29 protein-coding genes and 1 riboswitch are annotated in these 26,961 nt (G+C 38.0%); of the genes, 8 read left to right on the top strand and 21 right to left on the bottom strand.

The window, feature by feature from the left end:
- Positions 1-6 precede the first annotated feature (6 nt).
- Complete coding sequence (locus tag CEF19_RS05600) at positions 7-1,155, top strand: glycosyltransferase family 4 protein (RefSeq protein ID WP_100405172.1); 1,149 nt, start codon at positions 7-9, stop codon at positions 1,153-1,155.
- Between the two features lie 114 nt (positions 1,156-1,269).
- Here the strand turns inward: CEF19_RS05600 and CEF19_RS05605 are convergent, their stop codons facing one another.
- The 3 genes from CEF19_RS05605 to CEF19_RS05615 all read right to left on the bottom strand — a co-directional run bounded on the left by CEF19_RS05605 (position 1,270) and on the right by CEF19_RS05615 (position 3,606).
- Positions 1,270-1,425, bottom strand: coding sequence for a DUF1540 domain-containing protein (locus CEF19_RS05605; protein ID WP_100405173.1), 156 nt, complete (start codon positions 1,423-1,425; stop codon positions 1,270-1,272).
- A gap of 212 nt (positions 1,426-1,637) precedes the next feature.
- Positions 1,638-2,843, bottom strand: a complete 1,206-nt coding sequence (gene metK, locus CEF19_RS05610) for a methionine adenosyltransferase (protein WP_100405174.1) — start codon at positions 2,841-2,843, stop codon at positions 1,638-1,640.
- A gap of 163 nt (positions 2,844-3,006) precedes the next feature.
- Positions 3,007-3,116, bottom strand: a riboswitch (SAM riboswitch).
- A gap of 100 nt (positions 3,117-3,216) precedes the next feature.
- Positions 3,217-3,606: a hypothetical protein gene (locus CEF19_RS05615; protein WP_100405175.1), complete on the bottom strand. Its 390-nt coding sequence runs from the start codon at positions 3,604-3,606 to the stop codon at positions 3,217-3,219.
- A 187-nt stretch (positions 3,607-3,793) separates the two neighbouring features.
- On the opposite strand from CEF19_RS05615, the gene pckA reads away from it, so the two are divergent.
- On the top strand, positions 3,794-5,377 hold the full coding sequence (gene pckA, locus CEF19_RS05620; protein WP_100405176.1) for a phosphoenolpyruvate carboxykinase (ATP): 1,584 nt from the start codon (positions 3,794-3,796) through the stop codon (positions 5,375-5,377).
- 35 nt (positions 5,378-5,412) lie between these two features.
- On the opposite strand, the gene CEF19_RS05625 is transcribed toward pckA, so the two are convergent.
- The gene (locus tag CEF19_RS05625) at positions 5,413-6,225 is read right to left on the bottom strand and encodes an alpha/beta hydrolase family protein (RefSeq protein ID WP_100405177.1); all 813 of its coding nucleotides are present in this window, start codon (positions 6,223-6,225) and stop codon (positions 5,413-5,415) included.
- 191 nt (positions 6,226-6,416) lie between these two features.
- Between CEF19_RS05625 and CEF19_RS05630 the strand changes: the two genes are divergently transcribed.
- The 3 genes from CEF19_RS05630 to CEF19_RS05640 are packed head-to-tail and all read left to right on the top strand — an operon-like array spanning position 6,417 to position 8,986.
- Positions 6,417-7,415, top strand: coding sequence for an ABC transporter substrate-binding protein (locus tag CEF19_RS05630; protein WP_100405178.1), 999 nt, complete (start codon positions 6,417-6,419; stop codon positions 7,413-7,415).
- A 13-nt stretch (positions 7,416-7,428) separates the two neighbouring features.
- Positions 7,429-8,193, top strand: a complete 765-nt coding sequence (locus CEF19_RS05635) for an ABC transporter ATP-binding protein (RefSeq protein ID WP_100405179.1) — start codon at positions 7,429-7,431, stop codon at positions 8,191-8,193.
- Positions 8,147-8,986 carry an ABC transporter permease gene (locus CEF19_RS05640; RefSeq protein ID WP_100405180.1) on the top strand — a complete coding sequence of 280 codons (840 nt, stop codon included), beginning with the start codon at positions 8,147-8,149 and terminating at the stop codon, positions 8,984-8,986. The genes CEF19_RS05635 and CEF19_RS05640 overlap by 47 nt, the downstream gene beginning before the upstream one ends.
- 32 nt (positions 8,987-9,018) lie before the next feature.
- Here CEF19_RS05640 and ytkD read toward each other — a convergent pair whose 3' ends face one another.
- From ytkD to CEF19_RS05665, 6 genes are all read right to left on the bottom strand, one after another.
- Positions 9,019-9,492 carry an RNA deprotection pyrophosphohydrolase gene (ytkD, locus tag CEF19_RS05645; protein ID WP_100405181.1) on the bottom strand — a complete coding sequence of 158 codons (474 nt, stop codon included), beginning with the start codon at positions 9,490-9,492 and terminating at the stop codon, positions 9,019-9,021.
- 68 nt (positions 9,493-9,560) lie between these two features.
- Entirely contained in the window at positions 9,561-10,772 is a 1,212-nt protein-coding gene (locus CEF19_RS05650; protein ID WP_100405182.1) for a bacillibactin exporter BcbE, read from the bottom strand.
- Between the two features lie 161 nt (positions 10,773-10,933).
- Positions 10,934-11,425, bottom strand: a complete 492-nt coding sequence (locus CEF19_RS05655) for a YwpF family protein (protein ID WP_100405183.1) — start codon at positions 11,423-11,425, stop codon at positions 10,934-10,936.
- A gap of 128 nt (positions 11,426-11,553) precedes the next feature.
- Positions 11,554-11,700 (bottom strand): hypothetical protein, encoded by a 147-nt coding sequence (locus tag CEF19_RS23440; RefSeq protein WP_198510243.1) that lies wholly within the window; start codon positions 11,698-11,700, stop codon positions 11,554-11,556.
- A gap of 325 nt (positions 11,701-12,025) precedes the next feature.
- Positions 12,026-13,204, bottom strand: a complete 1,179-nt coding sequence (locus CEF19_RS05660) for a MalY/PatB family protein (protein WP_100405184.1) — start codon at positions 13,202-13,204, stop codon at positions 12,026-12,028.
- Positions 13,205-13,371: 167 nt separating this feature from the next.
- Positions 13,372-14,331 (bottom strand): 2-hydroxyacid dehydrogenase, encoded by a 960-nt coding sequence (locus CEF19_RS05665; protein ID WP_100405185.1) that lies wholly within the window; start codon positions 14,329-14,331, stop codon positions 13,372-13,374.
- Positions 14,332-14,496: 165 nt separating this feature from the next.
- Here CEF19_RS05665 and CEF19_RS05670 point away from each other — a divergent pair, with 165 nt between their 5' ends.
- Entirely contained in the window at positions 14,497-16,050 is a 1,554-nt protein-coding gene (locus tag CEF19_RS05670; protein WP_100405186.1) for an ABC-F family ATP-binding cassette domain-containing protein, read from the top strand.
- A 174-nt stretch (positions 16,051-16,224) separates the two neighbouring features.
- On the opposite strand, the gene CEF19_RS05675 is transcribed toward CEF19_RS05670, so the two are convergent.
- The 6 genes from CEF19_RS05675 to CEF19_RS05695 all read right to left on the bottom strand — a co-directional run bounded on the left by CEF19_RS05675 (position 16,225) and on the right by CEF19_RS05695 (position 21,618).
- The gene (locus CEF19_RS05675; RefSeq protein WP_227521923.1) at positions 16,225-16,479 is read right to left on the bottom strand and encodes a glutaredoxin domain-containing protein; all 255 of its coding nucleotides are present in this window, start codon (positions 16,477-16,479) and stop codon (positions 16,225-16,227) included.
- Between the two features lie 100 nt (positions 16,480-16,579).
- Entirely contained in the window at positions 16,580-17,761 is a 1,182-nt protein-coding gene (purT, locus tag CEF19_RS05680; protein ID WP_100405188.1) for a formate-dependent phosphoribosylglycinamide formyltransferase, read from the bottom strand.
- Between the two features lie 61 nt (positions 17,762-17,822).
- Entirely contained in the window at positions 17,823-18,611 is a 789-nt protein-coding gene (locus CEF19_RS05685) for an SDR family oxidoreductase (RefSeq protein ID WP_100405189.1), read from the bottom strand.
- Positions 18,612-18,790: 179 nt separating this feature from the next.
- Positions 18,791-18,931, bottom strand: coding sequence for a hypothetical protein (locus CEF19_RS23445; RefSeq protein ID WP_198510245.1), 141 nt, complete (start codon positions 18,929-18,931; stop codon positions 18,791-18,793).
- Between the two features lie 218 nt (positions 18,932-19,149).
- Positions 19,150-19,773 carry a restriction endonuclease gene (locus tag CEF19_RS05690; protein ID WP_100405190.1) on the bottom strand — a complete coding sequence of 208 codons (624 nt, stop codon included), beginning with the start codon at positions 19,771-19,773 and terminating at the stop codon, positions 19,150-19,152.
- A 147-nt stretch (positions 19,774-19,920) separates the two neighbouring features.
- Positions 19,921-21,618 carry an EAL domain-containing protein gene (locus CEF19_RS05695; protein WP_100405191.1) on the bottom strand — a complete coding sequence of 566 codons (1,698 nt, stop codon included), beginning with the start codon at positions 21,616-21,618 and terminating at the stop codon, positions 19,921-19,923.
- 276 nt (positions 21,619-21,894) lie between these two features.
- Here CEF19_RS05695 and CEF19_RS05700 point away from each other — a divergent pair, with 276 nt between their 5' ends.
- Positions 21,895-22,431, top strand: coding sequence for a restriction endonuclease (locus tag CEF19_RS05700; protein ID WP_100405192.1), 537 nt, complete (start codon positions 21,895-21,897; stop codon positions 22,429-22,431).
- Between the two features lie 102 nt (positions 22,432-22,533).
- Here the strand turns inward: CEF19_RS05700 and CEF19_RS05705 are convergent, their stop codons facing one another.
- The 3 genes from CEF19_RS05705 to CEF19_RS05715 form a co-directional block, all read right to left on the bottom strand.
- Positions 22,534-23,754, bottom strand: coding sequence for an MFS transporter (locus CEF19_RS05705; protein WP_157800886.1), 1,221 nt, complete (start codon positions 23,752-23,754; stop codon positions 22,534-22,536).
- Positions 23,755-23,848: 94 nt separating this feature from the next.
- On the bottom strand, positions 23,849-24,463 hold the full coding sequence (locus CEF19_RS05710; RefSeq protein WP_100405194.1) for a flavin reductase family protein: 615 nt from the start codon (positions 24,461-24,463) through the stop codon (positions 23,849-23,851).
- Positions 24,464-24,528: 65 nt separating this feature from the next.
- Positions 24,529-25,068 (bottom strand): histidine phosphatase family protein, encoded by a 540-nt coding sequence (locus CEF19_RS05715; RefSeq protein WP_100405195.1) that lies wholly within the window; start codon positions 25,066-25,068, stop codon positions 24,529-24,531.
- 481 nt (positions 25,069-25,549) lie between these two features.
- On the opposite strand from CEF19_RS05715, the gene CEF19_RS05725 reads away from it, so the two are divergent.
- The gene (locus CEF19_RS05725; RefSeq protein ID WP_100405196.1) at positions 25,550-25,729 is read left to right on the top strand and encodes a hypothetical protein; all 180 of its coding nucleotides are present in this window, start codon (positions 25,550-25,552) and stop codon (positions 25,727-25,729) included.
- A 53-nt stretch (positions 25,730-25,782) separates the two neighbouring features.
- Here the strand turns inward: CEF19_RS05725 and CEF19_RS05730 are convergent, their stop codons facing one another.
- Together CEF19_RS05730 and CEF19_RS05735 are read right to left on the bottom strand one after the other, a co-directional pair.
- The gene (locus tag CEF19_RS05730) at positions 25,783-26,316 is read right to left on the bottom strand and encodes a chromate transporter (RefSeq protein WP_100405197.1); all 534 of its coding nucleotides are present in this window, start codon (positions 26,314-26,316) and stop codon (positions 25,783-25,785) included.
- Positions 26,313-26,885 carry a chromate transporter gene (locus CEF19_RS05735; RefSeq protein ID WP_100405198.1) on the bottom strand — a complete coding sequence of 191 codons (573 nt, stop codon included), beginning with the start codon at positions 26,883-26,885 and terminating at the stop codon, positions 26,313-26,315. Before CEF19_RS05735 ends, CEF19_RS05730 begins: the two co-directional genes overlap by 4 nt.
- Positions 26,886-26,961 lie beyond the last annotated feature (76 nt).

Genomic DNA, 26,961 nt, shown 5'->3' on the forward strand with positions numbered 1-26,961 from the left:
AATTAGATGAAAATTGCTCTATTTACAGATACGTTTGCTCCCCAAGTTAATGGTGTAGCGAGGACACTTCAGCGTTTAGTTACTCATCTCGAAAAACGTGATATCTCATATCAACTCTTTGTTCCAGAAATGATTGAGCAAAGTGATTTATTTTCAAGCAATATTCATTCTTTTATGAGTTTACCCTTCTTTCTTTATCCTGAATGTAGAATGGCTTTACCAAATCTATTTTCTATTAAAGAGAAAATGGCTGAATTTCAGCCTGACTTAATTCATATTACGACTCCTTTTAATATCGGGCTTTCCGGTTTACATTACGGAAAAAAATATCATATTCCAATGGTCGGGTCTTATCATACTCATTTTGATTATTATTTACGGTATTATAAATTACAGTTTATGCAAGAAATGCTTTGGAAATATGTGAAGTGGTTTTACTCTAGTTTTGAAAAGACATTTGTCCCTTCCGAAGAAACGAGGGAACACTTGGTTGAACGAGGGTTTCATAATATTAATCTATGGAAAAGAGGGGTAGATTGTCACTTATTTCATCCACGTTACAAGAACGGTTCCATTACCGAGCGTTTTTCAATTAAAAAGAAATTTCTGTTACTTTATGTGGGAAGAATAGCGCCAGAAAAAGACTTGCATATTCTCCGTCAAGTAATGAGACAATTACCTGAATCTATCCGCCAAAACGTACATTGGCTTTATGTTGGGGATGGTCCAATGCGTATAGAGATGATGCAAGAGTTCCAAGAGAACGTCACATTTACAGGGTACTTGAAGGGCGAGGCTTTAGCATCTGTCTATGCATCAGCAGATTTATTTGTTTTTCCTTCAACGACCGAAACGTTTGGAAATGTTGTCCTTGAAGCTCTTGCTTCAGGAACTCCAGCAATCGTATCCAATCAAGGTGGTGTGAAAGAAATAGTTCAACACAAAAGAACAGGGATGATTTGCGAAGCAAAACAACCTGATTCCTTTATTCAAGCGATTGTGACGTTATTAGGAAATCAAAGCATTCGTAAAGAAATGAGCTATGAAGCAAGGAAATACGCTAAAACACAAGCATGGGAAACAATTTTTGATGAGCTAATTCTTCAATATGAGCAAGCTGCTCAAAATAGAAAATCACTTCGTCAGCTTGCATAATTTTAATGATTAATGAATATTAATGATTATTATTATCAATACTAGTAATGAGAAAAAGGGCGTCACCTCGAGGGCACTCCTTTTTCAGTGCCCTCTTAACCTCCGCCCATTTAGTTAATTATGTGGTTCAAATGTTTTACAATCCGTTTCTTTTTGATTTTCCGCTTGTTTTCCAGTATGACTAACCACATAAATTTTATCAGCCTGACAAAGGTTTCCTTCTTCCCAGTACGTACAGTTATTCACTTCACATAATACATCTTGAGCCATTAGAATCACCTCCCTAACCATAGCTTTGCCAAATTCAAAAAGCTCCATACAAGAGGTTGTTCAAAAGAATGTTTTTGTCCTTTTAAGCAACTTACAATAAGAGCACCCGCTTCTTTTAAAGCTGATTGTAGGCGAGTCGCGTGCAGAACCAATCTCTCTATTCATTTCAAAAAAGTCCGCTAGCAAATTAAATGCTAGCGGACTTGTCCATTTTATAACCCTGCTTGTTCTTTTAATGATTTAGCTTTATCTGTTTGCTCCCATGGAAGCTCAACGTCTGTACGTCCAAAATGACCGTATGCAGCCGTTTGTTTGTATATCGGCCGACGCAAGTCAAGCATTTTAATAATTCCTGCAGGGCGTAAGTCAAAGTTATCTCTTACTAATGAAACCAATGTTTCTTCAGATACTTTACCTGTACCAAAAGTATCCACAGCAATTGATACCGGTTGAGCAACCCCAATTGCATAAGCAAGTTGAACCTCGCATTTATCAGCCAGCCCTGCTGCAACAATATTCTTAGCTACATAACGAGCAGCATAAGCACCAGAACGGTCAACCTTTGTTGCATCCTTACCAGAGAACGCCCCTCCACCGTGACGAGCATAACCACCGTATGTATCAACGATAATTTTTCGACCTGTTAGTCCAGCGTCACCTTGTGGGCCACCGATAACAAAACGACCTGTTGGGTTAATGAAGTATTTAGTTTCTTCGTCAATCAGTTCAGCTGGTACTACATGATTAATGACATATTCTTTTAAATTTCGTTGAATTTGCTCTAATGATACTTCTGGATGATGTTGAGTTGAAATAACAATCGTGTCAATTCGAGCCGGTTTCCCATCCTCATCATACTCGACCGTTACTTGTGTCTTTCCATCAGGACGTAAGTAAGGAAGAATTTCTTCTTTGCGAACCTCAGTTAAACGGCGAGCTAATTTATGACTTAACGAAATCGGTAGCGGCATTAGCTCTTTCGTTTCATTATTAGCATAACCAAACATTAATCCTTGATCTCCTGCACCGATATCTTCAATTTCTTCATCGGTCATTTGGCCCTCACGCGCTTCAAGCGCTGTGTTTACCCCAGCAGCAATGTCTGCAGATTGTTCATCAATTGATGTTAAAACCGCACACGTTTCCGCATCGAATCCGTATTTTGCACGAGTATAACCAATACCCTTAATTGTCTCGCGAACAATTTTCGGAATGTCTACGTAGGTGCTAGTTGTTATTTCACCTGCAACAAGAACAAGTCCTGTCGTTACAGATGTCTCACACGCAACACGTGCATTTGGGTCGCTCTTTAGAATTTCATCTAGAATCGAATCGGAAATTTGGTCACAAATTTTATCGGGATGCCCCTCCGTAACTGATTCTGATGTAAACAAACGACGGCTTTTCTTTTCTACCATGTTCAAATATCCTCCTTTGCACAATACTTTTTACTCTTAGTATGTGCGAATAATTGATACGGCACTCGTTTCCCACTGAAGGTACTTACCAACAGTCGTAGACGTGTATAAACGAGAAAAACCCCATCCATAGAGGAAAAGGGTTGAAATGTTTACCTTCCGCCTCTTATCGTCCAAGGCATAGCCTTGCAGGTTAGCACCTTTTCACTCATGGCGAGAGTGTTGGTTGCTGGGTTTCTTCGGGCCTGTCCCTCCACCTACTCAGGATAAGAGTATCCGTTCGCGACATATCATATCGCACAAATCTCCTAATGTCAATGGTATCGAGTATATTAAATAAACCTTAAAAAAGGAAGACTAATTATTAGTCTCCCTAATAAGGTGTTCGATTATTAATTTGATTGGAGTCTCCTTCATTTTGAGGAGCTTCCCCCTGTTGCTGTTGCTGTTGTTTTCGCTTCTCGTTCTCTTTTTCTTCCACTTCCTGTCTAAACTGTTCACGCATTTGTAATTGCAGTAATTCATTCTGATTATCTCTAGGCTTTACTTGGCTGTACATCCCACTAGCCGTTAAACCGATAATTAATGCCATTAATACTTGTTCTCCCCATTCTCTCGGTATAAACCATAAAGTACTTGCAATGGCAATTGCAAGTAAGGCACGGTATTTTTTATCTATCCCAAAGGCATTCCCCACGACTGTCACAAGGGCAGCAACAACAGCAGATACTGTTGCAATGTCAAGCATTGAAACCTCCTGCATGGATCTTACCTCCCTACTCATCCTCCTCCACTATATGCTGTGTCTACAAAATGCGTTACGTCAAATTTTTAAAAAATTTCAGAAGAACGCGCATAAAAGTGTAGACCATTACATTAAATGTGTTATACTAAATGAAAATTAAGATGCATAAATGACTCGCAATTAAAACCAGAAAGGATTTGTGAATATGAAAGCACTTAAACAAACGTCTAAACTTGATTTCATTCTCGAAGGATCAGGAGTCCTTCATGATTTACCTCTCCCTAAATTAATTGAAAAGTCGCTGTTGCGAAACGAGGGTATTTTGACCCCAACTGGTGCATTAAGCGTGGAAACAGGTGCCTACACTGGACGTTCACCAAAAGATAAATTCATTGTCAAAGAATCATCAATAAATAACCTAATAAACTGGGGACCTATTAATCAGCCAATTGATAAAAACGTGTATGACGCTCTTTACAATAAAGTCTTAACATATTTAGAAAAGAAAGAAGAACTTTTTGTATCAAAAGGCTATGCAGGTGCGGACCAGCGCTATAAGCTTCCTTTAGTCGTCATCAACGAATTTGCATGGCATCAAGTGTTTGCCAGACAGTTATTTATTCGTCCTACTCAACTACATGAACATGTTCAAGAAAATCCATTCAAAATTATCTCTGCTCCTGGCTTTAAAGCCGTTCCAGAAGTAGATGGCACGAACTCAGAAGCCTTTGTCATTATTTCCTTTGAAGAACGTGTCGTTTTAATCGGAGGAACTGAATATGCAGGGGAAATGAAAAAGTCAATCTTCTCTATCATGAACCTCTTATTACCTGAGCAAGATGTTTTATCCATGCACTGCTCCGCAAATGTCGGTAATGAAGGGGATGTTGCTTTATTCTTCGGACTATCTGGGACTGGGAAAACAACATTATCTGCGGATCCCACTCGTTCATTAATCGGTGATGATGAGCACGGCTGGTCAACAAATGGTGTGTTTAATATTGAAGGGGGATGTTATGCGAAATGCGCAAATCTATCAGAAGAAAATGAGCCAGAAATTTGGAACGCCATTCGTTACGGAACAGTACTAGAAAATGTCGTTATTGACTCTAACACACGCCTACCAAGTTTTGATGACACTTGTTTAACAGAAAACACTCGGGCAGCATATCCACTTGAAGCCATACCAAATGCATTAATACCAAGTGTAGCCGGTCATCCAAATACAATTATTTTTCTAACGGCTGATGCATTTGGTGTGCTCCCTCCAATTAGTAAATTAACAAAGGAGCAAGCGATGTACCATTTCTTATCTGGCTATACAAGTAAACTTGCTGGAACAGAACGTGGTGTAACAGAGCCTGAGGCAACCTTCTCAACTTGCTTTGGATCCCCCTTCCTACCATTGCCAGCTCATCGCTATGCAAAAATGTTAGGAGAAAAAATCGTTGCCCATAACGTGAATGTCTACCTTGTTAATACAGGCTGGTCCGGTGGTCCATACGGCATTGGAAAACGTATGAATCTTCGCTACACAAGAGCGATGATTCAGGCTGCGCTAGAGGGTAACCTCACAGCAGTTGAAACGACGGTCGACCCAATATTCGGTCTTCAAATACCGTTACATTGCCCTGGGGTTCCAAGTGAGGTGCTCCAGCCAAAAGAGACTTGGGCAGATGCAGAAGCATACCACTCAAAAGCCAAAGAACTTGCTAGAAATTTCAATAAGAACTTCGAGAAATTTTCCCCTGTAGCCTCTGAAATCAAGCAAGCAGGCCCCCGTATATAAAATATAGAGGGTATCAATAAGGCTATCATCGCCTTTTATTGATACCCTCTTGTCGTTACATTACTTAAATCATGTTGTTTCATCCAATTTGCTGCTTCTATTAAAATACGTTGCTGCTCCTTCATCGGAAAGTGATGTGTAAAGATTGGATAGTACCAAGCTTCTACCGGCTTATTTAATAATAATAAACCTTGTTCTAGCCGATAGGCATGCTCAATCGATACGTGTTGATCTAAGCAACCGTGAATCAACAATACAGGTGCCTGAAGTTTTTTAAGTTGCTTCAAAGGGGTGCGCCAGGCATATCGTTCAGGATACTTATTAGGGGTCCCCCCAATAACTCTTTTCATCATTCTTCTTAGTTCAACTCTCTCTTCATATGTCAATACCATATCAGTGACCCCGTTCCAACTCGTCACAGATGTCACATTTCTTGCTTGAGCTGTTAACAGAGCCATGACTCCGCCTCTTGAGAAACCTAAAACATGAACTTGGTGTGGATTAACCTTTTCATGATCCGACAGCAAATCAAAGGCTGCTATCGCATCCATTCTATCCTCTCCACAGAAATCCTCTTGCCCCTCTCCCCCACGATTTCCTCGATAAAAAGGGGCCATAACGACAAATCCTTGAGAAGCCCACTGAACTAGCCGTTGAACACGAACCATCCCAACATTCTTAATCCCCCCTCTCAGGTAAAGCAAACCAGGCAAACGTTGTTGTATTATTTGTGGGACTGCTAGGTACCCTTTAACGCGAAAACCATCACTCCCATAAGTTATCTCATATAAATAAATTCGAGGATGAGGTGAAGGAATGCGTATAGAAGAAATCAATTTGGTTGTCATATTTTATTCCACCTTTCTACTAAAGTAGTTTTCAACATGGGTTCCTCACAAGACAGCAATGGTTTTCTTATTGCGGGTTGAATAGGAAATAAAACTTAAAACCAACTCTTTTAGACCTACCTTTTTTGGGCTTACACATATTTTCTTGTCCTATCATACACTATCACATAAATATAAGGGAGTTGGTTTTAATGAAATTAGCCTATGTAAAAAGGGGGCTAACCCTACTTTTGATTAGCATTCTTATCCTAGTTCCTGTTGCCTGTTCCTCTTCGAAAAATGAAACCATTCGTGTAGCAGAAGTCACGCGATCAATTTTTTATGCACCTCTCTACGCAGCCATGTCCCAAGGTTTCTTTGAGGAGGAAGGAATTGACCTAGAACTTACAACCGCTTGGGGTGGTGATCGAACGATGACTACTCTGTTATCTAACGGAGCTGACGTGGCGCTTGTCGGTGCTGAAACATCGATTTATGTTTATGCACAGGGAGCATCTGACCCAGCAATAAACTTTGCAGCGTTAACCCAAACCGATGGCACCTTCCTTGTTTCGCGTGAGAAGCTAGACTCATTTGAATGGGATGATTTAAAAGGTAGCACCTTCTTAGGTCAACGTACAGGTGGGATGCCTCAGATGGTAGGGGAACATGTTCTTAAACAAAATGGAATTCATCCACATCAAGATTTAAACCTGATTCAAAACATTGATTTTGGAAATATTCCAAGTGCCTTTGCTTCAGGAACAGGAGATTTTGTTCAATTGTTTGAACCACAAGCTACTCAATTTGAAAATGAAGGAATTGGTTATGTCGTTGCCTCCTTTGGAACAGAGTCAGGTATTGTTCCTTATACTGGTTTCATGGCAACCGAAAGCACCATCAAAAAGGATCAAGAATTACTTGAACGCTTCACTCGTGCTCTATATAAAGGTCAACAGTGGGTTCAAGAACAGCCAGTTGAACTGGTTGCTGAGGCAATTGTAGGTTTTTTTGAAGATACACCCGTTGAATTAATTGCACAAGTTGTTGAGCGTTATAAATCTCAAGGGTCCTATGCAACAGATCCTCTTCTAAAGCCTGAAGCTTGGGAAAACCTACAAACAATAATGGATGAAGCAGGGGCATTACCTGAGTATGTGGACTACGGCGATTTAGTCAATACGTCAATAGTAGAAAGTGTCCTAAATTAGGAAGGTGATGATAATGTCTACACTGCGATTATCAGATGTTTCCATGACATACCTCTCAAAAACAGAAGCTACCACAGCGATTGAACATATTGATTTAGTGGTCGAGGACGGGGAATTTATTTCCCTTCTCGGTCCAAGTGGATGTGGGAAAACCACCCTTCTATCCCTAATAGGAGGCTTACTTTCCCCAACAACAGGTGAAATTACTCTTAATGGAACGAATGTTACTCAAATAGAAGCAAATACTGGTTACATGCTGCAACAAGATTATCTATTTCCTTGGTTATCCATTGAATCCAATATTATGATCGGTCAAACAATTCTTGGTCATGATTCAAAAAAAGGAAAAGACTTTGCTCTTTCCCTTCTTGATCAAATGGGTTTACTAGATAAAAAGAATCAATATCCAAGTCAATTATCAGGAGGAATGAGACAACGTGTTGCTCTAGTGCGAATGCTTGCAACAAACCCATCGCTAATGTTACTCGATGAACCATTCTCGGCTCTAGATTATCAAACCAAGCTCAAGCTAGAAGACCTTGTTTTCACTACACTTAAAGCAGAACAAAAAACTGCCATTCTCGTCACACATGATATTGGGGAGGCAATAGCGATGTCGGACCGAGTTATTTTACTGTCCCCTAGACCCGGAAAAATTCATACAATTTTTGAGATGCCTAGTGAATTAAGGCACTCCCTTCCTTTTGAAGCGAGGCAATCTTCATTATATAATGAACAATTTCAACTTATTTGGAAGGAGTTGGAGAGCCTTGAATGATACCAGTCAACAGCTTCATGCACAATATTTACGTAGATTAAAAAAAGAAAAAAAGCTTGTATTTATTGTCCAATTGGGCATCCTCCTTAGCTTTTTTTCAGTTTGGGAATTTGCTGCACGAACACGTCTTATCGATCCACTTCTATTTAGTATGCCAAGTCGAATCTTTCATTTACTTATTCAACGTATTGTTGATGGAAGTCTATTTGTGCATACATCCATTACTCTTTTTGAAACGATTTTAGGCTTTATCCTAGGAACAGTTCTTGGTACCTTTATTGCTGCTGTTCTTTGGTGGTCCCCCTTTGCGTCGAGAGTGTTGGACCCTTACCTCGTCGTCTTAAATTCAATGCCAAAAGTAGCACTTGGTCCAATATTAATTGTGGGTTTAGGTCCTGGATTTTCTTCAATTATAGCAATGGGGGCGCTTATTTCGATTGTAATTACTACTCTTGTAGTCTATACATCCTTTAAAGAAGTAGACAATAATTATGTAAAAGTTATGCAAACGTTTGGATCATCAAAAAAACAAACATTCCGTTATGTCATTTTACCTGCATCTATACCCACGATTATTTCAACATTAAAGGTCAATGTTGGGTTAGCATGGGTTGGTGTTATTGTCGGTGAATTTCTCGTTTCCAAGCAAGGTTTAGGCTTCTTAATCATTAACGGTTTCCAAGTGTTCAACTTCACCCTTGTCCTTATGAGCTTAATGGTTATTGCCGTCCTTGCAACCATTATGTATAAAGCCGTCGAGGTACTAGAAAAACGGTTGATGAAACACTTCTAGAGGTTGCTGATACTCTCCGCTCAGTAGCCTCTTCAACAAAGTTGGTTTTTTTTGATATAATCTAAACAATAGGTTAAGACGTCGTCTTTCATGATAAAGCTAAAACGTTCATCTTCTTTTATCCTATCCGGCAGCTTGGACATAAGCACCGGTCCTTTTGTTTCAAAATAACTATTTTCAGGGTTAATACTACTTATTTGTGCATAGAAAACCTTCTTGGAAAAAGGAATATGTCCACAATCTACATGGTATTGACCAATACAGGTCATATTTAAAACAACGGCACCCGTTTCTTCTTGTATTTCCCGAATCGCTGCTTCTTCTAGTGTCTCTCCCTTTTCAACCTTTCCTCCAGGAAATTCAAAACCTCGCTCGCTATGATTAGTTAACAACCACTTGTCCCTATAGGAACATATCACCCATACATGCGAGGCCTCTTCGATTAGAATTTCATTAGAAAAAGATAGTTGAACAAGACACCCATTTAAATCTTTGAATGTATACATTGCTTAACCGCTCCTTCTTACTCTCCCATACTAAGCAGTATACCTTCTTTCATCATTTGCACCAACTGTTAACCCCAAGTTCGTTTCACCGTTTCCTCCGGTTTTATCATAAATAGTGTAATTAGTAATGCCATCAAACAAATGAAGGCATTGGTAAAAAACAAAAAAAAGTGTGACCCTTTCATCATCACCGCAAATATGGGTGGACCTAAAGCAACACCCAAAAACCTCATACTACTATAAAATGAAGTAATGGAACCACGTTGGTCTTTCTGAATACCTTCTGTTACAAAGGCATCTAAACTTGGCAATGCAAATCCAATACCAATTCCACTTACGAATAAAGCTGTTAATAGAATATAGATATCTTCCGAAAAAGAAATTGAAAAAGTCGCCAGTGTTAAAAATGCAATTCCAATAACCGTCATTGTTTTCATTTTTTGTTTATCCTGTCCAATTGTCTTCCCTGTTATAAAAGAAGAACCACATAAGGCAGCAAGTGGTATCGCTAAAATAATTCCCTTTTTGACCCCTTTTATTTGATAGGTTTCTTCAAGCATTGTTGATAAATAAAACAAAATCCCAAAGAGGACAAACATACATATCGTGCCTACGATAAACACAGCATAAAGCCATCTTCCTTCTCGCTTAAATACTTTTTTAGTCGCCTTGATAAATATCTTAAAAGGTTGAGGCTTCTCAACTTGGGGGGGAGATTCAACCAAAAATATTAATAAAACAATCGAAACAAAACAAAAAATAGGTATAGCAATAAATGGCATGTACCAAACAATCGCAGCTAACAATGCCCCTAAAATCGGACTCAACACCTTACCAAAGGTATTTGCTGTCTCAATAATCCCTAGCCCCTTACTTATCTCCTTTTCATTGGTAAACAAATCTCCAACAAGGGGTAAAACAATAGGGGCTGCTCCTGCAGCACCGATTCCTTGAAGCAAACGACCAAGGAGTAATATACTATAAGGATTCTCCATCTGCCATCCTGCAAACCCTGAAATAAGCCCTCCAATTCCAGCCAAAATTAAACTTGGGATGATAACGCGCTTTCGTCCAACATGATCAGATATATATCCTGCAACAGGAATACATAAAATAGCGACAATTGAATACACTGTAATCAGCATACTGGATTGTACAGCGGTTATGGCAATTTTCTTTTCTATAATTGGAAGAACAGGGATTAACATAGAGTTACCAAGCGTCATAACAAGAGGAATTGATGAAATCGATAGTACATCCCAATTTTTCTTATTTGCCATCCTGACTTCCCCCTACATTCTCATCTAACTCTTAACTAGTATGAGATGGAGACGACTTTCTATACACATCAGCTTTGTACTTTTTCTGTTATAGTTGGAAATTAGGAACTTCGGAAAGCATTTCAAAAAAAAGAACTACGTTTTTAAACGCAGTTCTTAGTTTATGTGAGCTGATATTTCCCGCTTTCTTTTAACGTTCTATATACTTCATCTAATGTCGTTTGGGAATGTGCCGCTAAATTTTCTTTCCGCTTCTTAAACTCGCTAAAGAGGGTTTTACCTGAAAAACCTTCATTTACAAGGTTTTCAACCATATTTTCAATAATGTCATCTTTTTTTAAGACTAGTCTCGCTTCAAGTAATATGCTTGCCCCCGTACTAAGTTTTGTAATTGCAGAAATTGAGGTGATCATTGCTGCAGGGTGATTTTCCTTACTTGTGATAACAACATCAACGAGGATATTTTGTTTTCTTTCTTGGACTTGTTCAAAATAGAGTTCCTCCTCCTTTGAGACCACAGCATCAATGTACCAAATATATTCCTGATTTTCCATATTAATAATAAGACCGTTTGAAACAGATATCGGTTTTTGAATAACTGTGCCATTGACACTTTCCAAAATAGCTAATGAATACAGTTTAAATGTCTTCATAAGGCAAGCCTCCTTAAAAATGAATCCCCTACATACATTAAACCATAGGGAGGAGCCTCAGACAAAGAATACAAAAAAATTCCTCACTTTAATTAATCTTAAAGGAGGAATTTTTTTGTGTTTATGATTTATGAGCTTTTTACTTGCTGATAAAGAGACTCTATTTGATTTTCCTGAATCCATTGAATGAGTTCCATTTCTTTTTTAGTTAGTTCTCTATCAAGTTTAGTTCTACATTCATTTACGAGTTCATGATACAAATTTTTAATAGTCATTGATAAATGTCTCCTCCGTCTTAGCAAATCTCAATAATTAGGATTTATCCATTATTATTGTCTCATAATCCTATGCTTGACAGTTCCATATTATTCTCGGTCTTAATAAAATAGCTGTAGCACTAGTTCATCCGTCATTAGTTTCCTCTCAGCAATACTAAATAGATTCTTTACGTCATATGTATATGTTTTGCTTGAGGCTTAGAGACGTAAGCCTTAGAGTAAGAGTAAAGTAAACCCTCTTCTAGTTTAAGTTCCTTGCCATAAAAATAAGCCTCAAATATTATTAACAAATTCATCTTTTTGCCTACCACTAATGTTGTCATTAAAATCCTTGTCTCTCGTAGGCTACCTTCATTCGATTTAATCCTTCTTTTAGGATAGAGCTAGGGCATGCAAGATTCATTCGCTCAAACTCTTTACCTTCTTCTCCAAACATCGGCCCATGATTTAAGGCTACCTGGGCATCTTTGATTAACCAGTTTTTCCTTTCTGCTGCGGATAAGCCCAACTCAGAGCAATCTAGCCAAAGTAAATAAGTGCCTTCTGGTTCAATTGGACGAATCTTAGGCATATTTTCTTTAAGAAACTCTGAAACCATATCGTAGTTTTTTTGAACATAACTCATTAATTCGTCTAACCACTCTTCACCATAGCGGTAGGCTGCTTCCGTAGCAACCTCAGCAAAGCTATTTGTAGAATTCATAAACGTACTTGCTAAGAAATTCTTTAACTTTGTTCTTAATTCATCATTTTCTACAACAACATAGGATGTTTGGATTCCAGCTAAGTTAAATGTTTTACTCGGAGCTAGGCACGTAAACGTTCGATTTGCCATATCATCATTAATGGACGCTAAAGGAACATGAACATGACCTTCATAAAGCAAATCGGCATGAATCTCATCAGAAATAACGAGTAAGTCATGTCTTTTACAAACAGCGGCTAATAATTCTAACTCTTCTCTAGTCCAAACTCGACCACCTGGATTATGAGGATGGCAAAGAATGATCATTTTAGTCTTATCAGTTATAACCGACTCTAAATGCTCTAAATCCATTTTGTATTGCTTTCCATCAAAAACCAGAGGGTTTCTCACGAGGTCACGCTCATTTTTCTTGATGACATCGTAAAATGGATAATAGACGGGTGTTTGAATGACAACCTCATCCTGCTTCTCAGTAAATGCTTTGATAATATTACTCAATGTTGGAACAACACCTGGGGTATAAATAAATGCACTTGAATTTACCTTCCATTGATAACGTCTTGCTAACCAATTTTGAACAGCTTCATCCACCGATTTCGAATGAGCAGGATATCCGAAAATCCCATGATCTACTTTTTCTTTTAAGGCATCTAGTACGGCTTGGGGAGCCCTAAAATCCATGTCAGCTACCCACATTGGCCATAAATCTTCAGCACCAAAACGCTCCTTTAACATGTCCCATTTCATTGACGCCGTCCCTCGACGCTCAATAACTTGCTCAAATAATTTACTCATTTCTTCTCATCCTTTCAAAAAACCTCTAATTACTTTTACCATATATTTTTAAACCGGCCCATTTTACCTCATTACTATATTATGTACATTCTATACAGATTCCTTCAGGAGAAAAGAAAAAGTATATTTTTTTAGGGATAAAGTACAATGCCTCCTCTTTTCTAAAACTATTTCACTTCATGAATAAGTGTTTTCCCTTCTAGACCACATATCGTGTTATCGACCGCAAGCTTTGCCATCTGTAGTCGTGTTTGTATTGATGCACTCCCGACATGAGGGAGGACTGTAATGTTGTTCAGTTTTAAAAGGGGATGTGACGCAGAAATAGGTTCTTCTTCAAAGACATCAAGTCCAGCAGCGTAAATGGATTGACTTTCCAAGGCCTTATATAATGCATCTTCATCAACATTTGTGCCACGAGAAGTATTTATAAAGACCGCTGTTTTTTTCATTCTCTCAAATTCAGCAGTACCTATCATTTTGTGTGTCTCTTTTGTAGAAGGGACAAGCAAGACAACAAAATCGGATTGCTCAAGCAGATCGTCCATTGAGCAATATGTTGCATCAAACTCTTCCTCAGCCTCCAAATGACGAGTGCGGTTATGATAAAGAATATTCATGGAAAAACCTTTTGCTCGTTTAGCCACACTCATACCAATTCGACCCATTCCGATAATCCCAATGGTTGCCCCATGTACTTGCTGTCCTGTAAGTAAAAAAGGCCCCCAACTTGTCCAGCGATTTTCGCGAATCACGTCCATACCTTCAACGAGTCTTCTAGAGGTAGCCAGTAACAATGCAAACGTTAAGTCAGCCGTTGCCTCGGTGAGTACTCCAGGAGTGTGACCTACTTGTATTCCACGTTTTTTTGCTTCAACAACATCTATGTTATCAAAACCAACAGCCAGTGTGCTGACAACTTTAAGCTTGGTCGCTTGCGATAGCAACTCTTTGTCTATCTTGTCGGTTAAATTTGTTAGTAATCCGTCTGCATCAACAATTTCTCTAAGTAGTCTTTCTCTTGGAATAGGTTCATCTTCCTTTTCCCAGACAACAACCTCTTCATAACGATTTGACAACATTTCGATAATTTCATTTGGTAACTGACGCGTCACAACAACCTTCAATTTAAACACTCCTCTTACCGAAATAATAATTACTATTATCGTAACAGAAACCATTTCACCTTATCCAGTTTAAACCATTACAGCTCCAAAGACGTAACGTCTGACTTATGGTAATATGATAAAGGATATTAAACAGGTACTTTTGTAAAGGAAAGGTGTTTTTCAATGAGTATATTAACCGTTAAAAACCTTAGTCATGGCTTCGGAGATCGAGCTATTTTTCATGATGTATCGTTTCGATTACTCAAGGGTGAGCATATCGGCCTCATCGGAGCTAATGGTGAAGGAAAATCAACGTTTATGAATATTATAACTGGTAAACTAATGCCAGATGAAGGAAAGGTCGAATGGTCAAAAAAAGTTCGTGTAGGTTACCTTGACCAGCATACTGTATTATCACGTGGAATGACAATGCGTGATGTCCTAAAAAGCGCGTTCCAATATATGTATGACCTTGAAGCAGAGATGACAGCAATATATGACAAAATGGGCGATGTCACACCAGAAGCACTTGAAAAGCTACTGGAAGAGGTTGGCATTATTCAAGATACGTTAACAAATAATGATTTTTATGTCATCGATGCAAAAGTAGAAGAAATTGCCCGAGGACTTGGATTAGATGATGTTGGACTAGATAAAGATGTTGAGGATTTAAGTGGCGGACAACGGACTAAGGTACTTCTTGCAAAACTTTTACTAGAGAAACCAGATATTCTTCTTTTAGACGAGCCAACAAACTACTTAGATGAGCAGCATATTGAATGGCTAAAGCGCTATTTACAAGAGTACGAAAATGCTTTTATTTTAATTTCTCACGATATTTCATTTTTAAACAGTGTTATTAACTTAATTTACCATATGGAAAATCAAGAGTTAAACCGCTACGTCGGGGATTATGATCACTTCCTAGAAGTACATGAAATGAGAAAACAACAGCTAGAGGCAGCCTTTAAAAGACAACAACAAGAAATCTCACAGCTTAAAGACTTCGTTGCTCGTAACAAGGCACGTGTTTCGACTCGCAATATGGCGATGTCTAGACAAAAGAAACTTGATAAAATGGATGTCATTGAACTTGCTAAGGACAAGCCAAAACCTTCATTTAACTTCAAAGAAGCCAGAACAACGAGCAAATTAATTTTTGAAACGCAGGATCTTGTAATCGGCTATGAGGAACCTCTTTCAAAACCACTAAACCTTAAAATGGAACGTGGACAAAAAGTAGCATTAGTCGGAGCCAACGGGATCGGAAAAACGACATTACTTAAAAGCATACTCGCTCTAAATCCACCTGTTTCTGGATTGGTTGAGCGTGGCGACTATCAAGAAATTGGCTATTTTGAGCAAGAAGCAAAGGACTCAAGTAATACCTGCATTGAGGAGGTTTGGCAAGAGTTCCCTTCACTCACACAAGCCGAAGTACGAGCTGCTCTAGCAAAATGTGGACTAACAACTAAACATATTGAAAGTAAAATCATTGTCTTAAGCGGTGGAGAAAAGGCAAAGGTTCGATTATGCAAGCTTATTAATCGCGAAACCAATATTCTCGTTCTAGATGAGCCAACAAACCATCTTGACGTCGATGCCAAGGAGGAATTAAAACGCGCCTTAAAAGCCTACAAAGGTAGCATTCTTCTCATTTCCCATGAACCTGAATTCTACCAAGACATCGTCACCGAAACCTGGAACTGCGAATCATGGACAACCAAACTAGTATAATAGCCCTCCCTCTTTCCCCGGTTTTGGGAAAGAGGGAGGGCGGCATCTCACCCACGCTCTTCGGGTGAGATCTTCTTTTTTTTCATCCCTCTTTCCCCGGGTTTGGGGAAGAGGGAGGGCGGCATCTCACCCACGCTCTTCGGGTGAGATTTTCTTTTTACTTTAACTATCTAGTTATCTCTCTAGTGAAACTCCCAATGCCTCAGCCAACCTTCGTACATGAAATCCCATAATGACTTGCGGCTCTCCCTTCTCTCTCTCAATCACTGTAACGGGGGTAGAACTAGCATTAAATTTTAGAATTTCTTCCAAATAAATAGGGTCTTTTCTTACATCTCTCTCTTCAAAATCAATGTTATGAGATTTAAGCCATTCTTTTTCTGCATGACATGGTCTACACTTCTCCTGGGTATAGACAAAGACCTTCATGTTCATTCCCCACTTTCCATTAAGTTATTCAGGTTATATTTAATGCTGCTTCCTCAATTCTGCTAAAAAGGGACTTTTTCAGTGGCCTCGCCCCTGAGTATTAGTTATTATATAGGATGTTAATTCTCGATGCAGCTTCCTCAGCTTGGTTTATTGCTCCCTCAATGGTATCTGCTGTACTTAAGGTAACAGCCATACGGCGTCCTACTTTCGTTTCAGGCTTCCCAAATACACGCACCTCTGTGTTTTTCACTTTAAGAGCGTCCGCTATTCCCTCTATTTGATAAGATGAACTTTCCTCCCATGCTTTTATTGCATGGCTCGCTCCTGGCGTATGTAAAAGAATATCTTGAACAGGTAGTCCTAAAATAGCTCGCACATGCAAAGCAAACTCGGATAAATTTTGTGTTGCTAATGTCACCATACCTGTATCATGTGGCCGAGGTGAGACTTCACTAAAATATACACGATCCTTAGTTAGAAATAATTCGACACCAAAAAGACCATAGCCTCCTAGCGCATCCGTAATTTTCTTCGCGATAACCTCAGCTTCGGCTATTTGCTGAGGGCTCATATGATGTGGCTGCCAAGACCGAATATAATCGCCATCTTTTTGAATATGTCCGATAGGAGGGCAATACGCTGTGCCTGAAATCGAACGAACAGTTAACAATGTGATCTCAGATTCAAAGCGAATAAATTCCTCAACAATGACACGAGTACTTTTCCCCCGTCCACCCTCTAGAGCAATGTTCCAGGAAGCTTCAACATCCTCAAAGGCCCGGCACAAACTTTGACCCTTACCTGATGAACTCATTAAAGGTTTAATCACACATGGTGTCCCGATCTTTTGGACTGCTTCCTTTAATTCATCTAACGTATTTGCAAATTCATACTTAGCTGTCGGCAATTCTAATTCTTCACTTGCAAGTCTACGAATACCTTCCCGATCCATCGTTAACTTCGTTGCTCTAGCTGTTGGCACAACATGATAACCTTCTTGCTCGAGTTCTACAAGAATCTGAGTTTGAATCGCTTCAACTTCTGGGACGATTAAATCTGGTTTTTCTAATTCAATTACAGCTCGTAGGCTTTCGCCATGTAACATATCCACAACATGAAACCTGTGAGCGACTTGCATAGCCGGTGCATGATTATAGCGATCAACAGCGACCGTTTCAATACCTAGTCTCTGCGCCTCAATGACGACTTCTTTCCCTAATTCCCCTGAACCGAGTAACATGATTTTTTTTGCTTTCTTCGTTAAAGGAACACCATACATAAACTTTCCCCCTAATTGCCTTTACAATCTTATTATCATAGCTTACATCTTTTTATCCATATTAAAGCAATGACTCGGCTCCGTCTATAAAGATTTGACTGCCTGTAATGTGACTCGAAGCATCTGATGCTAGAAATTGAACAAGGTCAGCAACTTGTTCTGGTTTTCCAGGATGATGTTCAAGAGGCTTTGACCCTTCAGGAAATTCAACAGGGATTTTGATTTTTTCTAATTTTTCTTTATCAGGAAATGTATTTTCGCCAATATTTGTTTCTATTGCCCCAGGACAAATAATATTTACCCTAATATGATATCTTGCCAATTCTAATGCAGCCATTTTTCCAAAAGCAACTTGGCCTGCTTTGGACGTACTGTATGCTGACATTCCAAAACTTTTAAACGTTCTCGTTCCGTTAACTGAACTTGTTATAATGATGCTACCGCCTTTTTCTTTCATATGAGGAATTGCGTATTTTACAGTTAAAAATGTACTCCTTAAATTAGTTGATAACGTTTGATCCCAATCTTCTGCAGTTAAATCTTCAATTGGCTCAACTTTTCCATTAATGCCTGCATTAGCAAAAACAATATCGACTCGTCCCCATTGCTTTAAAATATATTGATAACTTTCTTCCATTCGTTGCGGATCCGATACATCTGTGTCCGTAACAAGCGCTTCTCCCCCCATATTCTCAATTTCATGTTTAACTTTTTCAGCATTTTCTTCCTTCAAATCGATAAGAGCTACCTTTGCGCCCTTTTTTGCAAGTTCGATTGCGCTCGCTCTTCCAATTCCTGAAGATCCCCCTGTTATGATTGCCACTCTATCTTTCAATGCCAATGTCGCCATTTTTTACACTCCTTCTAGTTTAGTCTTTAATGGTACACTACCCTTTATTTAGTAATTCCATTCAATAATAGAGCAACGCCCCAGCATTTTTTTCAATTTACACACCGACCTAGGTTTATGTACCTTTAATAAACCTTAAAAGAAATTTATAATATTTAACCTAAAAAAACCGGGCGACATTAAGCCGCCCGGTTTCGATCCGTATCATCTCCTTCTTCACTCCAGAAATAAACACGGGGAAGATGAATAAAGCTAATATATTCTTGCAATAAAGAAATGCCAACAAACACAGTCATTTGCCAATCGATTCCTTTGAACATGAATGTTCACCTCCTCTACCATGAATATGGAAAAAGGAGGATGTCTTATTCGAGAACACTGAAGAAGGTTAACTTTTCCTTTTTCAGTGCCCTCTACAGAGAATCTCAAAGAAATCCAAAGATCCTTTTGCTAAGCTACCTGATGCCTTTCACCCAGGTCATCAAATCGCCCAGAAAAAAAGATAAAGAAAAGAAAATCTAGTAAGACTTTTACAATGTTAAATCTTATAGTAATAATCTCCTGCTTGAATTAGGCCGCGCTTATCATTGTTGGCGGTCAGACTATCTTCTGAGGTATAACCGACTGGTTCATCAGGCACTTCAACAATCTCTTGTGCTCTTTCAAAGTTTTTTTTCTTGAACGCATGAATGATTTCTCCTAAGTCTTCACGGTCAATAATTTTCACATTAGCTGCTGTCGCTAATTTCAAACAAGGCTCAGAAATATGTTTAGCCGAAGTTATGACTAGAGCGGAGTTTGCTTCATAAAAGGCTTGAGCCGCATATACTTCCTGTACTGCCGACAGCCCAACCTTTTCAAGATATCGTTTTGCTTGAACGACAGTCTTTTGATTCGTTCGATCAATAAACAGTAAATCAGCTCCGTAATCCCGACTTTTCTTTGTTTGATAGATTTGTTCGTACCCTATTGCTCTTAAAAGTACATATAAATAGTCCTCAAACTCATAACCATCCATCTTATCAATATCATCTAAAGTCATTTTAGATAAGTCATAACGCTTCCTACGGTTTTTTTTGTAAACTAGCCAGAAAGTTAAAAGTAAAATGAAAGCTATCGCTACCATTGCTATATATAAATGAGATGAAAAGAATTCAATCATTAATTCGCCACAACCCCTCTCCTCCCTATCTTAAAATGAACCAACAAAATAAGCAAACGTTTGTTTGTATAAAAAAACAAGAACCTAAACATAATGGTTCTTGTTTTAAGATATAAACCTCTTTTTTACTAATCCACGAGGAAGCCGTTATGAAGTCTTGATTATCCGCTCACTTCCCCTCAAAAAGTCCTCATATTCATTGGCTACAACCGGTCTACTAATTAAATATCCCTGCACCTGGATAGATCCACGTTTTTCTAAAAATTGTAACTGTTCAATAGTCTCTACCCCTTCTGCGACAACACATAGGTTTAGTCGACGTCCCATAGAGATAATTGTTTTCATAATAGCTTTATCCTTCTCACCACTTGGAATATCTTTAATAAACGTACGGTCTATTTTCAGTGTATCAATTGGAAAATTTTTTAAATAACTTAATGAAGAAAATCCTGTACCGAAGTCATCGATGGCAATTCTAACCCCTATTTTTTTTAATTGTTTTAATTTATTTATGACATTATCCTCACAAAATACATGTTCTGTTAATTCCAATTCTAAATAATAGGGTTCTAGGTTCGTTTCTTCTAAAATATGTTTTACATCGGAAACGAATGAATCTGATAAAAACTGGTTTGGAGAGATATTTACTGAGACAAAACCAGGATTGAACCCTTTTCTTTGCCATTCTTTGGTTTGTAAACAAGCTGTTCTAAGCACCCAATAACCAATTGAAAATATGAGTGAGCTTTTTTCTGCTAAAGGTATGAATTCATTCGGCCTAATAATACCCAAATCTGGATGCATCCAGCGTATGAGTGATTCAAATCCCACTACTTCTCCATTTCTTGTTTCTACTCGTGGTTGATACTGTATGAAAAACTGGTTTTTTTCCAATGCTTTCTTAAGATTCATTTCCAATTTAAATTTTTGCTTTTGTTCAGTCATAAATGATGAATCAAATAATTGATAAGTCGCTTTCCCTTTCTCTTTCGCAAAGTACATTGCTCGGTTAGCATATCTCAAAAGCAAATCTTCACTTTCTGAGTGATTAGGGTACATACTAATCCCAATACTACAAGAAATAGACAATTCACATTCTTCAATAACGACAGGCTGAGAAATCTCAGCAATAATTCTTTTAGCTGCATTTCTAGCATCACATTCTGATGACAAATTAGTAAGGATAATATTAAACTCATCTCCTCCTAATCTAGCCACCATATCGTCTTTTCCTACGCCTATTGTCAATTTACAGGAAAGCGCTTTCAATAATTCATCTCCTATTCGATGACCCATTGTATCATTAACCATTTTAAAACGATCCAAATTGATACAGAGAATAGCCATCGGACTTGCTGATTTTCTAGCCTGTTCCATAACAACAGGTAGACGACTTTGAAATAATGAACGATTTGCTAATCCTGTTAATGGATCATAATTAGCTAGATGCTCTATCTTCTTTTGAGCATATTGATGTTGATAAGCCATTCGATTAAATGTAGCTATCATCTCATTAAAATAGGGTCCTATAAAATAAACTTCATCTCTTGAAGATGGGTTAACTCTTGATGAAAAATTTTCATTTAAAACTCTTTCCGATACATTCTTAATCACTGATAATGCATCATACATAACATAATAATACGCTAACAAAAAATAAGCCGTACCAAATGTAACGAGCAAATAAAAGAATAACAATAACTTGTTCTCGATACCAATATTTATCACCCATGGAAGGATAGCCACCCCCGCCGATAAAATCAACAAAAATCCTAATAAACTAAATTTTTGTCGATAAGATAATCGACACATGATGTACTTCGCAGGAACGAATAAACAATCCATTGTTTCAGCCCCTTTTTAAAAAACCTCATACAAAAAACAGTTCTACTATGGAAAATGATAATCACTCCTCAATAATACGATAGAATTCACCCCATATCAACTAAAGTCATGTGATTTTATTCCTAACTATTACGATTATTAGCAAAGTACTAGGAGTCATAAAAAGTCTTTTATGGTTTTATTTACTTCTAGAAAAATAGTAGATTTAACTTTTTTACATAATCAGATATTTTTTGGGGAATTTAAACTTATATCTAGAAAAGGGATGTGAATAAATTGATACAATTTTTTAATAACCACCTCCAATTTGTAATAATATGCATTACGCTCATCCTTTCTATTCCCCTTCTCTATATCGGTTGGCTCCAGTTAAAAAAAGCAACTCATCTTCATAACCCGAACTGGAAACAAATTGACAAAATGAGCAATAATGAATTTGAGGAGTTTCTCATTCCTTTGCTTCAAAGCCTTGGTTACTCCGTGTCAAAAACAAGTCAGTTGAATGTAACTTTCATTCTAAGAAAACGGGGGATCAAAGCTGTTGCTTATTTAAAAAGACATCATACCACTTTAGGTATAACCTCGGTTCAAGAAGCGTTAGATAGCAAAGTAAAAACCGGAGCAAATAAAGTATTTGTGATAACCAACCATTATTTCACCAGAACAGCACGGATTTTAGCCGCCGAAAAAAAAGTTACGCTAGTCAACCGAGAAGCCTTACATGCTCTTATTAACGGTCCTTTAAAAGATAGACGTAGTCACCGATTTATTGAACGGGTACGTATACTATGGGATGACCCTAAACCAAACTAATTTACAAGAGAAAAGCTGCTTAGCAGCCTTTTCTCTTGTATAAAATAATGAAATCACCCTAAATAAACAGAAAAAACCTTTGAAACAAAGGTTTAAACCAGATTAAACTTTAAAAGACAGTTGTTGCGCATCTCTACTTTCAAGTCTCTTACGAATAACCACCACCACAACTCCGCATAAAGCTAATAAACTTGTAAATAAAAATACTTCCGATAACCCTATTTGTTCCGCAACAATCCCAGCGAAAAAAGGCCCTAAAAAGATTCCAAGTGCATAGACCGACTGAAAGAATCCCATAGCTGTTGTACGAAGCTTAAGAGGACTCACTTGTATAACTAAACCAAGTAACTGTGGAAAAATAAAACCCAAACCTAAGCCTATAAACATATGATAAATGCAAACAAGTACGACTGAGGAAGTAAAAGAGACGAGTAGAGCAAACACCCCAGCTATACTAAAACAACTAACAAGTAATAAATTAGGTTTTTCAATTTTCTTCTTTTTAAATGCTAAAGCCAATGATGCTAAGCTATGGGGAATAAAGAAGGCAGAGACTATCCAAAAAAGCGATAAATCATTACCGCTTAAAGTTGTATAATAAATCGGTGTGAATCCAAAAATTGTAATAAATAAAATACCATGTGCGAGCAAAGACAATACCGAAATAATCCAAAGATGTTTATTTCGTATAACTGAACGAATTTGACTAAGATAGCCTTGTTTTATCTCCTCGTTATTCTCTCTACCAATCTGTGGTTTACTTCTGATATTTATAGCAAAAAACAAACCAATACATGCAGCAATAGCTCCAACCCAAAACGGGGCCTTCCACCCTAATTGCGTGACAATATACCCACTAATTCCCATGCTAAGGAATTGTGTAATCACTGTCGCAAACTGCAAAATGCCCATAGCCTGAGTAGAGCGATTCGTGACAAAATATTGAGAATAAAGCACTGTAACCACTACCCACATTGATGCTGTTATACCTGCTAAAAGACGCCCAATAAAAATAAATATAAACGAATCGAACCAAATTAAACAAAAAGCACTCAACAATGCCATAAAAAAGCCAATATAAAGTAATTGCTTCTCTTTATTTTCTAGTTGGTCCGAAATCATTCCAAGTGGGAAGCGCATTAGAATTTGCATAATACCATAGCCACCCATAATAACTCCAATAGCCATGTATGCCATATCTAGCGTTTCCAAATAGACACCAAAAATCGGAATATATATATAAATTGAAAACCAAAAACAAAAAACCATGGCTAGGAAACAAATATGATCCTTTAGTTTAATTGATTGTCTCACGAATTCCACACAAAAGTCCCCCATTATAAGCTAATTAAAGTTGGTTGTTACTTCCCTCCTCTTTGTGTCGTTCAAAACGGGCACAAAGAGGAGGGGACTGAAATTACTTTTTTGTGAATAGACCATTCACATCTAGATGGGGCAGACTAAATTGCTTCTCGATAATTGTGTAGTTACCCGCTAAGCGCCCTAATGGTTTTACTTTCTCAAGGTTCACTTTAAAGTCACCCAGATAACACTCATCTTTAATATGAAAATGGACAACCTTCCCTAATACTAAATGATTATCTCCTACAGGGATAATTCGGTCTAAAGAACATTCGATATTAATAGGAGCTTCTTCAACTCTTGGCACGTCGATCGCTTCGCTTTTTACAGGGGTTAAACCCGCTTCTTTAAATTCGTCAATGTCAGGAGGGAAAGCCTCTGCGCTTTTGTGCATCGCATTCGCTAGGTCTGTACTAACGATATTAATAACAAATTCTTCCGTATCGCGGATATTGGCAAGCGTATCCTTCTCTCCACCAGCCCCCGGGCCAACAGAAAAACAGAGAGTCGCAGGGTTAGACGAGGCTACCGTAAAAAAACTAAATGGCGCAATATTTAAAATTCCTTGGTCACTTTTCGTTGAAACCCAAGCAATTGGACGAGGCACAACTGCCCCTGTCAACAGTTTATACATGTTTTTTGATTCTATCTCAGTTGGGCTGAAAATCAAAGAATATTCCTCCTAATTCAATATTTTACTCTCAGTCATTTTATCATGAAAACCTAAAAATATTCTTAATGGTTCTTATCATAGACGTAAAGCTTTCCGTTGCTAGCCCTCTGAAACGATGGTCCTGCAAACCCCCGTCTCAATAATTCTTTTCTCATAAATATCATCAACCCACCATGTCCAACAATTAAAACATCCTCATTCACTTGTAATGCTTCATCTAATACAGTATGAATTCTATCAATGACTTGTTGTTTTGTTTCCGGTTGAGAACGATGACCACATAGCCAAACTATCCTTATAAAAAGGAGATGTATAAAAAGAGGCAAACGTAAATTTAGACGTAAAAAGGGGGCTAAAGATATTTCTCTTAATTCCTTTCTATAAGAAATAGAACCTGAAAATGCTTTCTCCGCCGTTGCCCTTGCTCTTGGTAAATCGCTAGAGTAACAACGCTTCCACTCTATTTGTTTCATATCCAAATCTATCTCCTCAACAGCTGATTCGTCATATTCCTTCATCCATTGAAGTAATTCATTAGTATTTACATATTTATTCGGGTACCCTCTTGTTACTTTAAAGTGCCTAATCATCCCTATTTTCATTCAAAAATCACCTTCCTCTGGCAAGACCTTGTAGGTACATTATAACGGAGAAGAACATGAATAAAATAACATCTTTTGAATAAGAGATATACGTTCTTTCATATACCAATATCTACTATTGATTCGCAACATTTCATACGTTATGATAATAAACATAGCTATATTGTTCGTATTTATACTAAGTTTTAACCTTTAAGCTGTAATAGGGAGTTTTAAATCGGGACTAGAATGACAAGCCTCTGTCTATATGACGTGGAGGACATGCAAGACAGTTTCTGCAAACACCCACTTTGAGGAGTGGTGGTATAAAACTTTTTATCTTAAATACGGCAATGATGGCTTCCCACATGTTTAAACCCAAACTAGTTCTCAAGCGAGAGCTAGTTTTTTTATTGTCATTAACTAATCAGAGACTATGCTACGTTTGTCTTTTGTCCCTAAGGGTAAAAGATAAATAGACTAAACGTGAGGAGGAATCACTATGAAAAAAATGACAAAGGGTAGTCTGATTTACTTCATTGTTTCATTGATATGGCTCCTTATCTCGTTCACGGACATTGGTCCTGGCACAGGACGTATTTATATAATGTTGTTTATTTTATTTATAGTCGTTGGCTTTATCAATTGGGCTATGTCCGATCGAACCAACACAAATTCATGAAAAACATGCTAAGGTTGGAGGGACCTTAGCATGTTTTTATTGTGTGGTTCCTATTAAGTGCTCAAAAATATCGCACCGTAACAGATTCCCCCCATAATCACGATAGAAGGGTGAACCTTCCACTTTTCAAGCAAAAAAAAGCTTCCAACCATAAGAAAGAGAGTTTGCCATAAACCGGCATTCAAATAGGAGGTCTCAAGAAAGCGATACGCCAAAACCCCTAGTAAAACCGCAATAGTCGGTCGGATCATAGCTGTCATATTTTTTACTTTTGGCGAATCCTTAAATTTATAGAGAATACCTAACAACACAATCATTAAAAATAATGAAGGTGCGACTGTTGCGAAAACAGCGACTACTCCCCCTAAAACCCCACCAACCTCATAGCCAATGTAGCCCGCCATCTTTGTTGCAATCGGACCTGGAAGCGCATTACCGAGTGCGAGCACTTCACTAAATTGCTCAACCGTCATCCACTGGTATCTACTAACTACTTCATATTCAACAAGCGGTATGGATGCAGGACCCCCACCATAACCGATAATACCAGGGATGAAAAAGGCAAGAAAAATTTCTACATAAATCATCCCTGATCCCCCCTTACCTTTTGTTTGGGTTCGCCCTTTTCTCGCTTTAGTAACGCACATAACAATAATAAAGCAATAATAATAGCTGGATGTATATGTAGCATCTCAATAAGTAGAAAACTTAGGATAAGAATACTAATACTCACTTTCCAACCGAGACCTTTCTTAGCATTTTTAAAAAAATCCCAAGTCAATACTACCATCATAACTGTCACGACTGGGATTACCCCATTTGTCATTCCTGCCACCCATGGTTGGTCTTTATAAGCGGTTAGTGAGGTTAGAAATATAACCATAAGCAAAATCGTTGGAATAATCGCGGCACATACTGCTGTTAACATTCCAAATATCCCAGCAACTCGGTAGCCAATATAACCGGCCATTTTCGTGTTAATTGGCCCCGGTAATGTATTCCCTAGCGCTAGAACATCGCTAAATTCATTATTATCCATCCATTTGTACACATCAACAACCTCTTTTTTGACAAGTGGAATTGCTGATGGACCTCCTCCAAAACCAAGCATGCCAGAACGAAAAAAGGCGATAAAGAGATTTAACTGTACCTTCATGTATAACCCTCTTCCTAGTTAGTTGTTACAATCATTCTAACTTATTACTATCAAATTGAAAAAGGTACCAAACTTT

Source organism: Bacillus solitudinis (assembly GCF_002797395.1).
GTDB classification, from domain to species: Bacteria; Bacillota; Bacilli; order Bacillales; family Bacillaceae_D; genus Halalkalibacter_A; species Halalkalibacter_A solitudinis.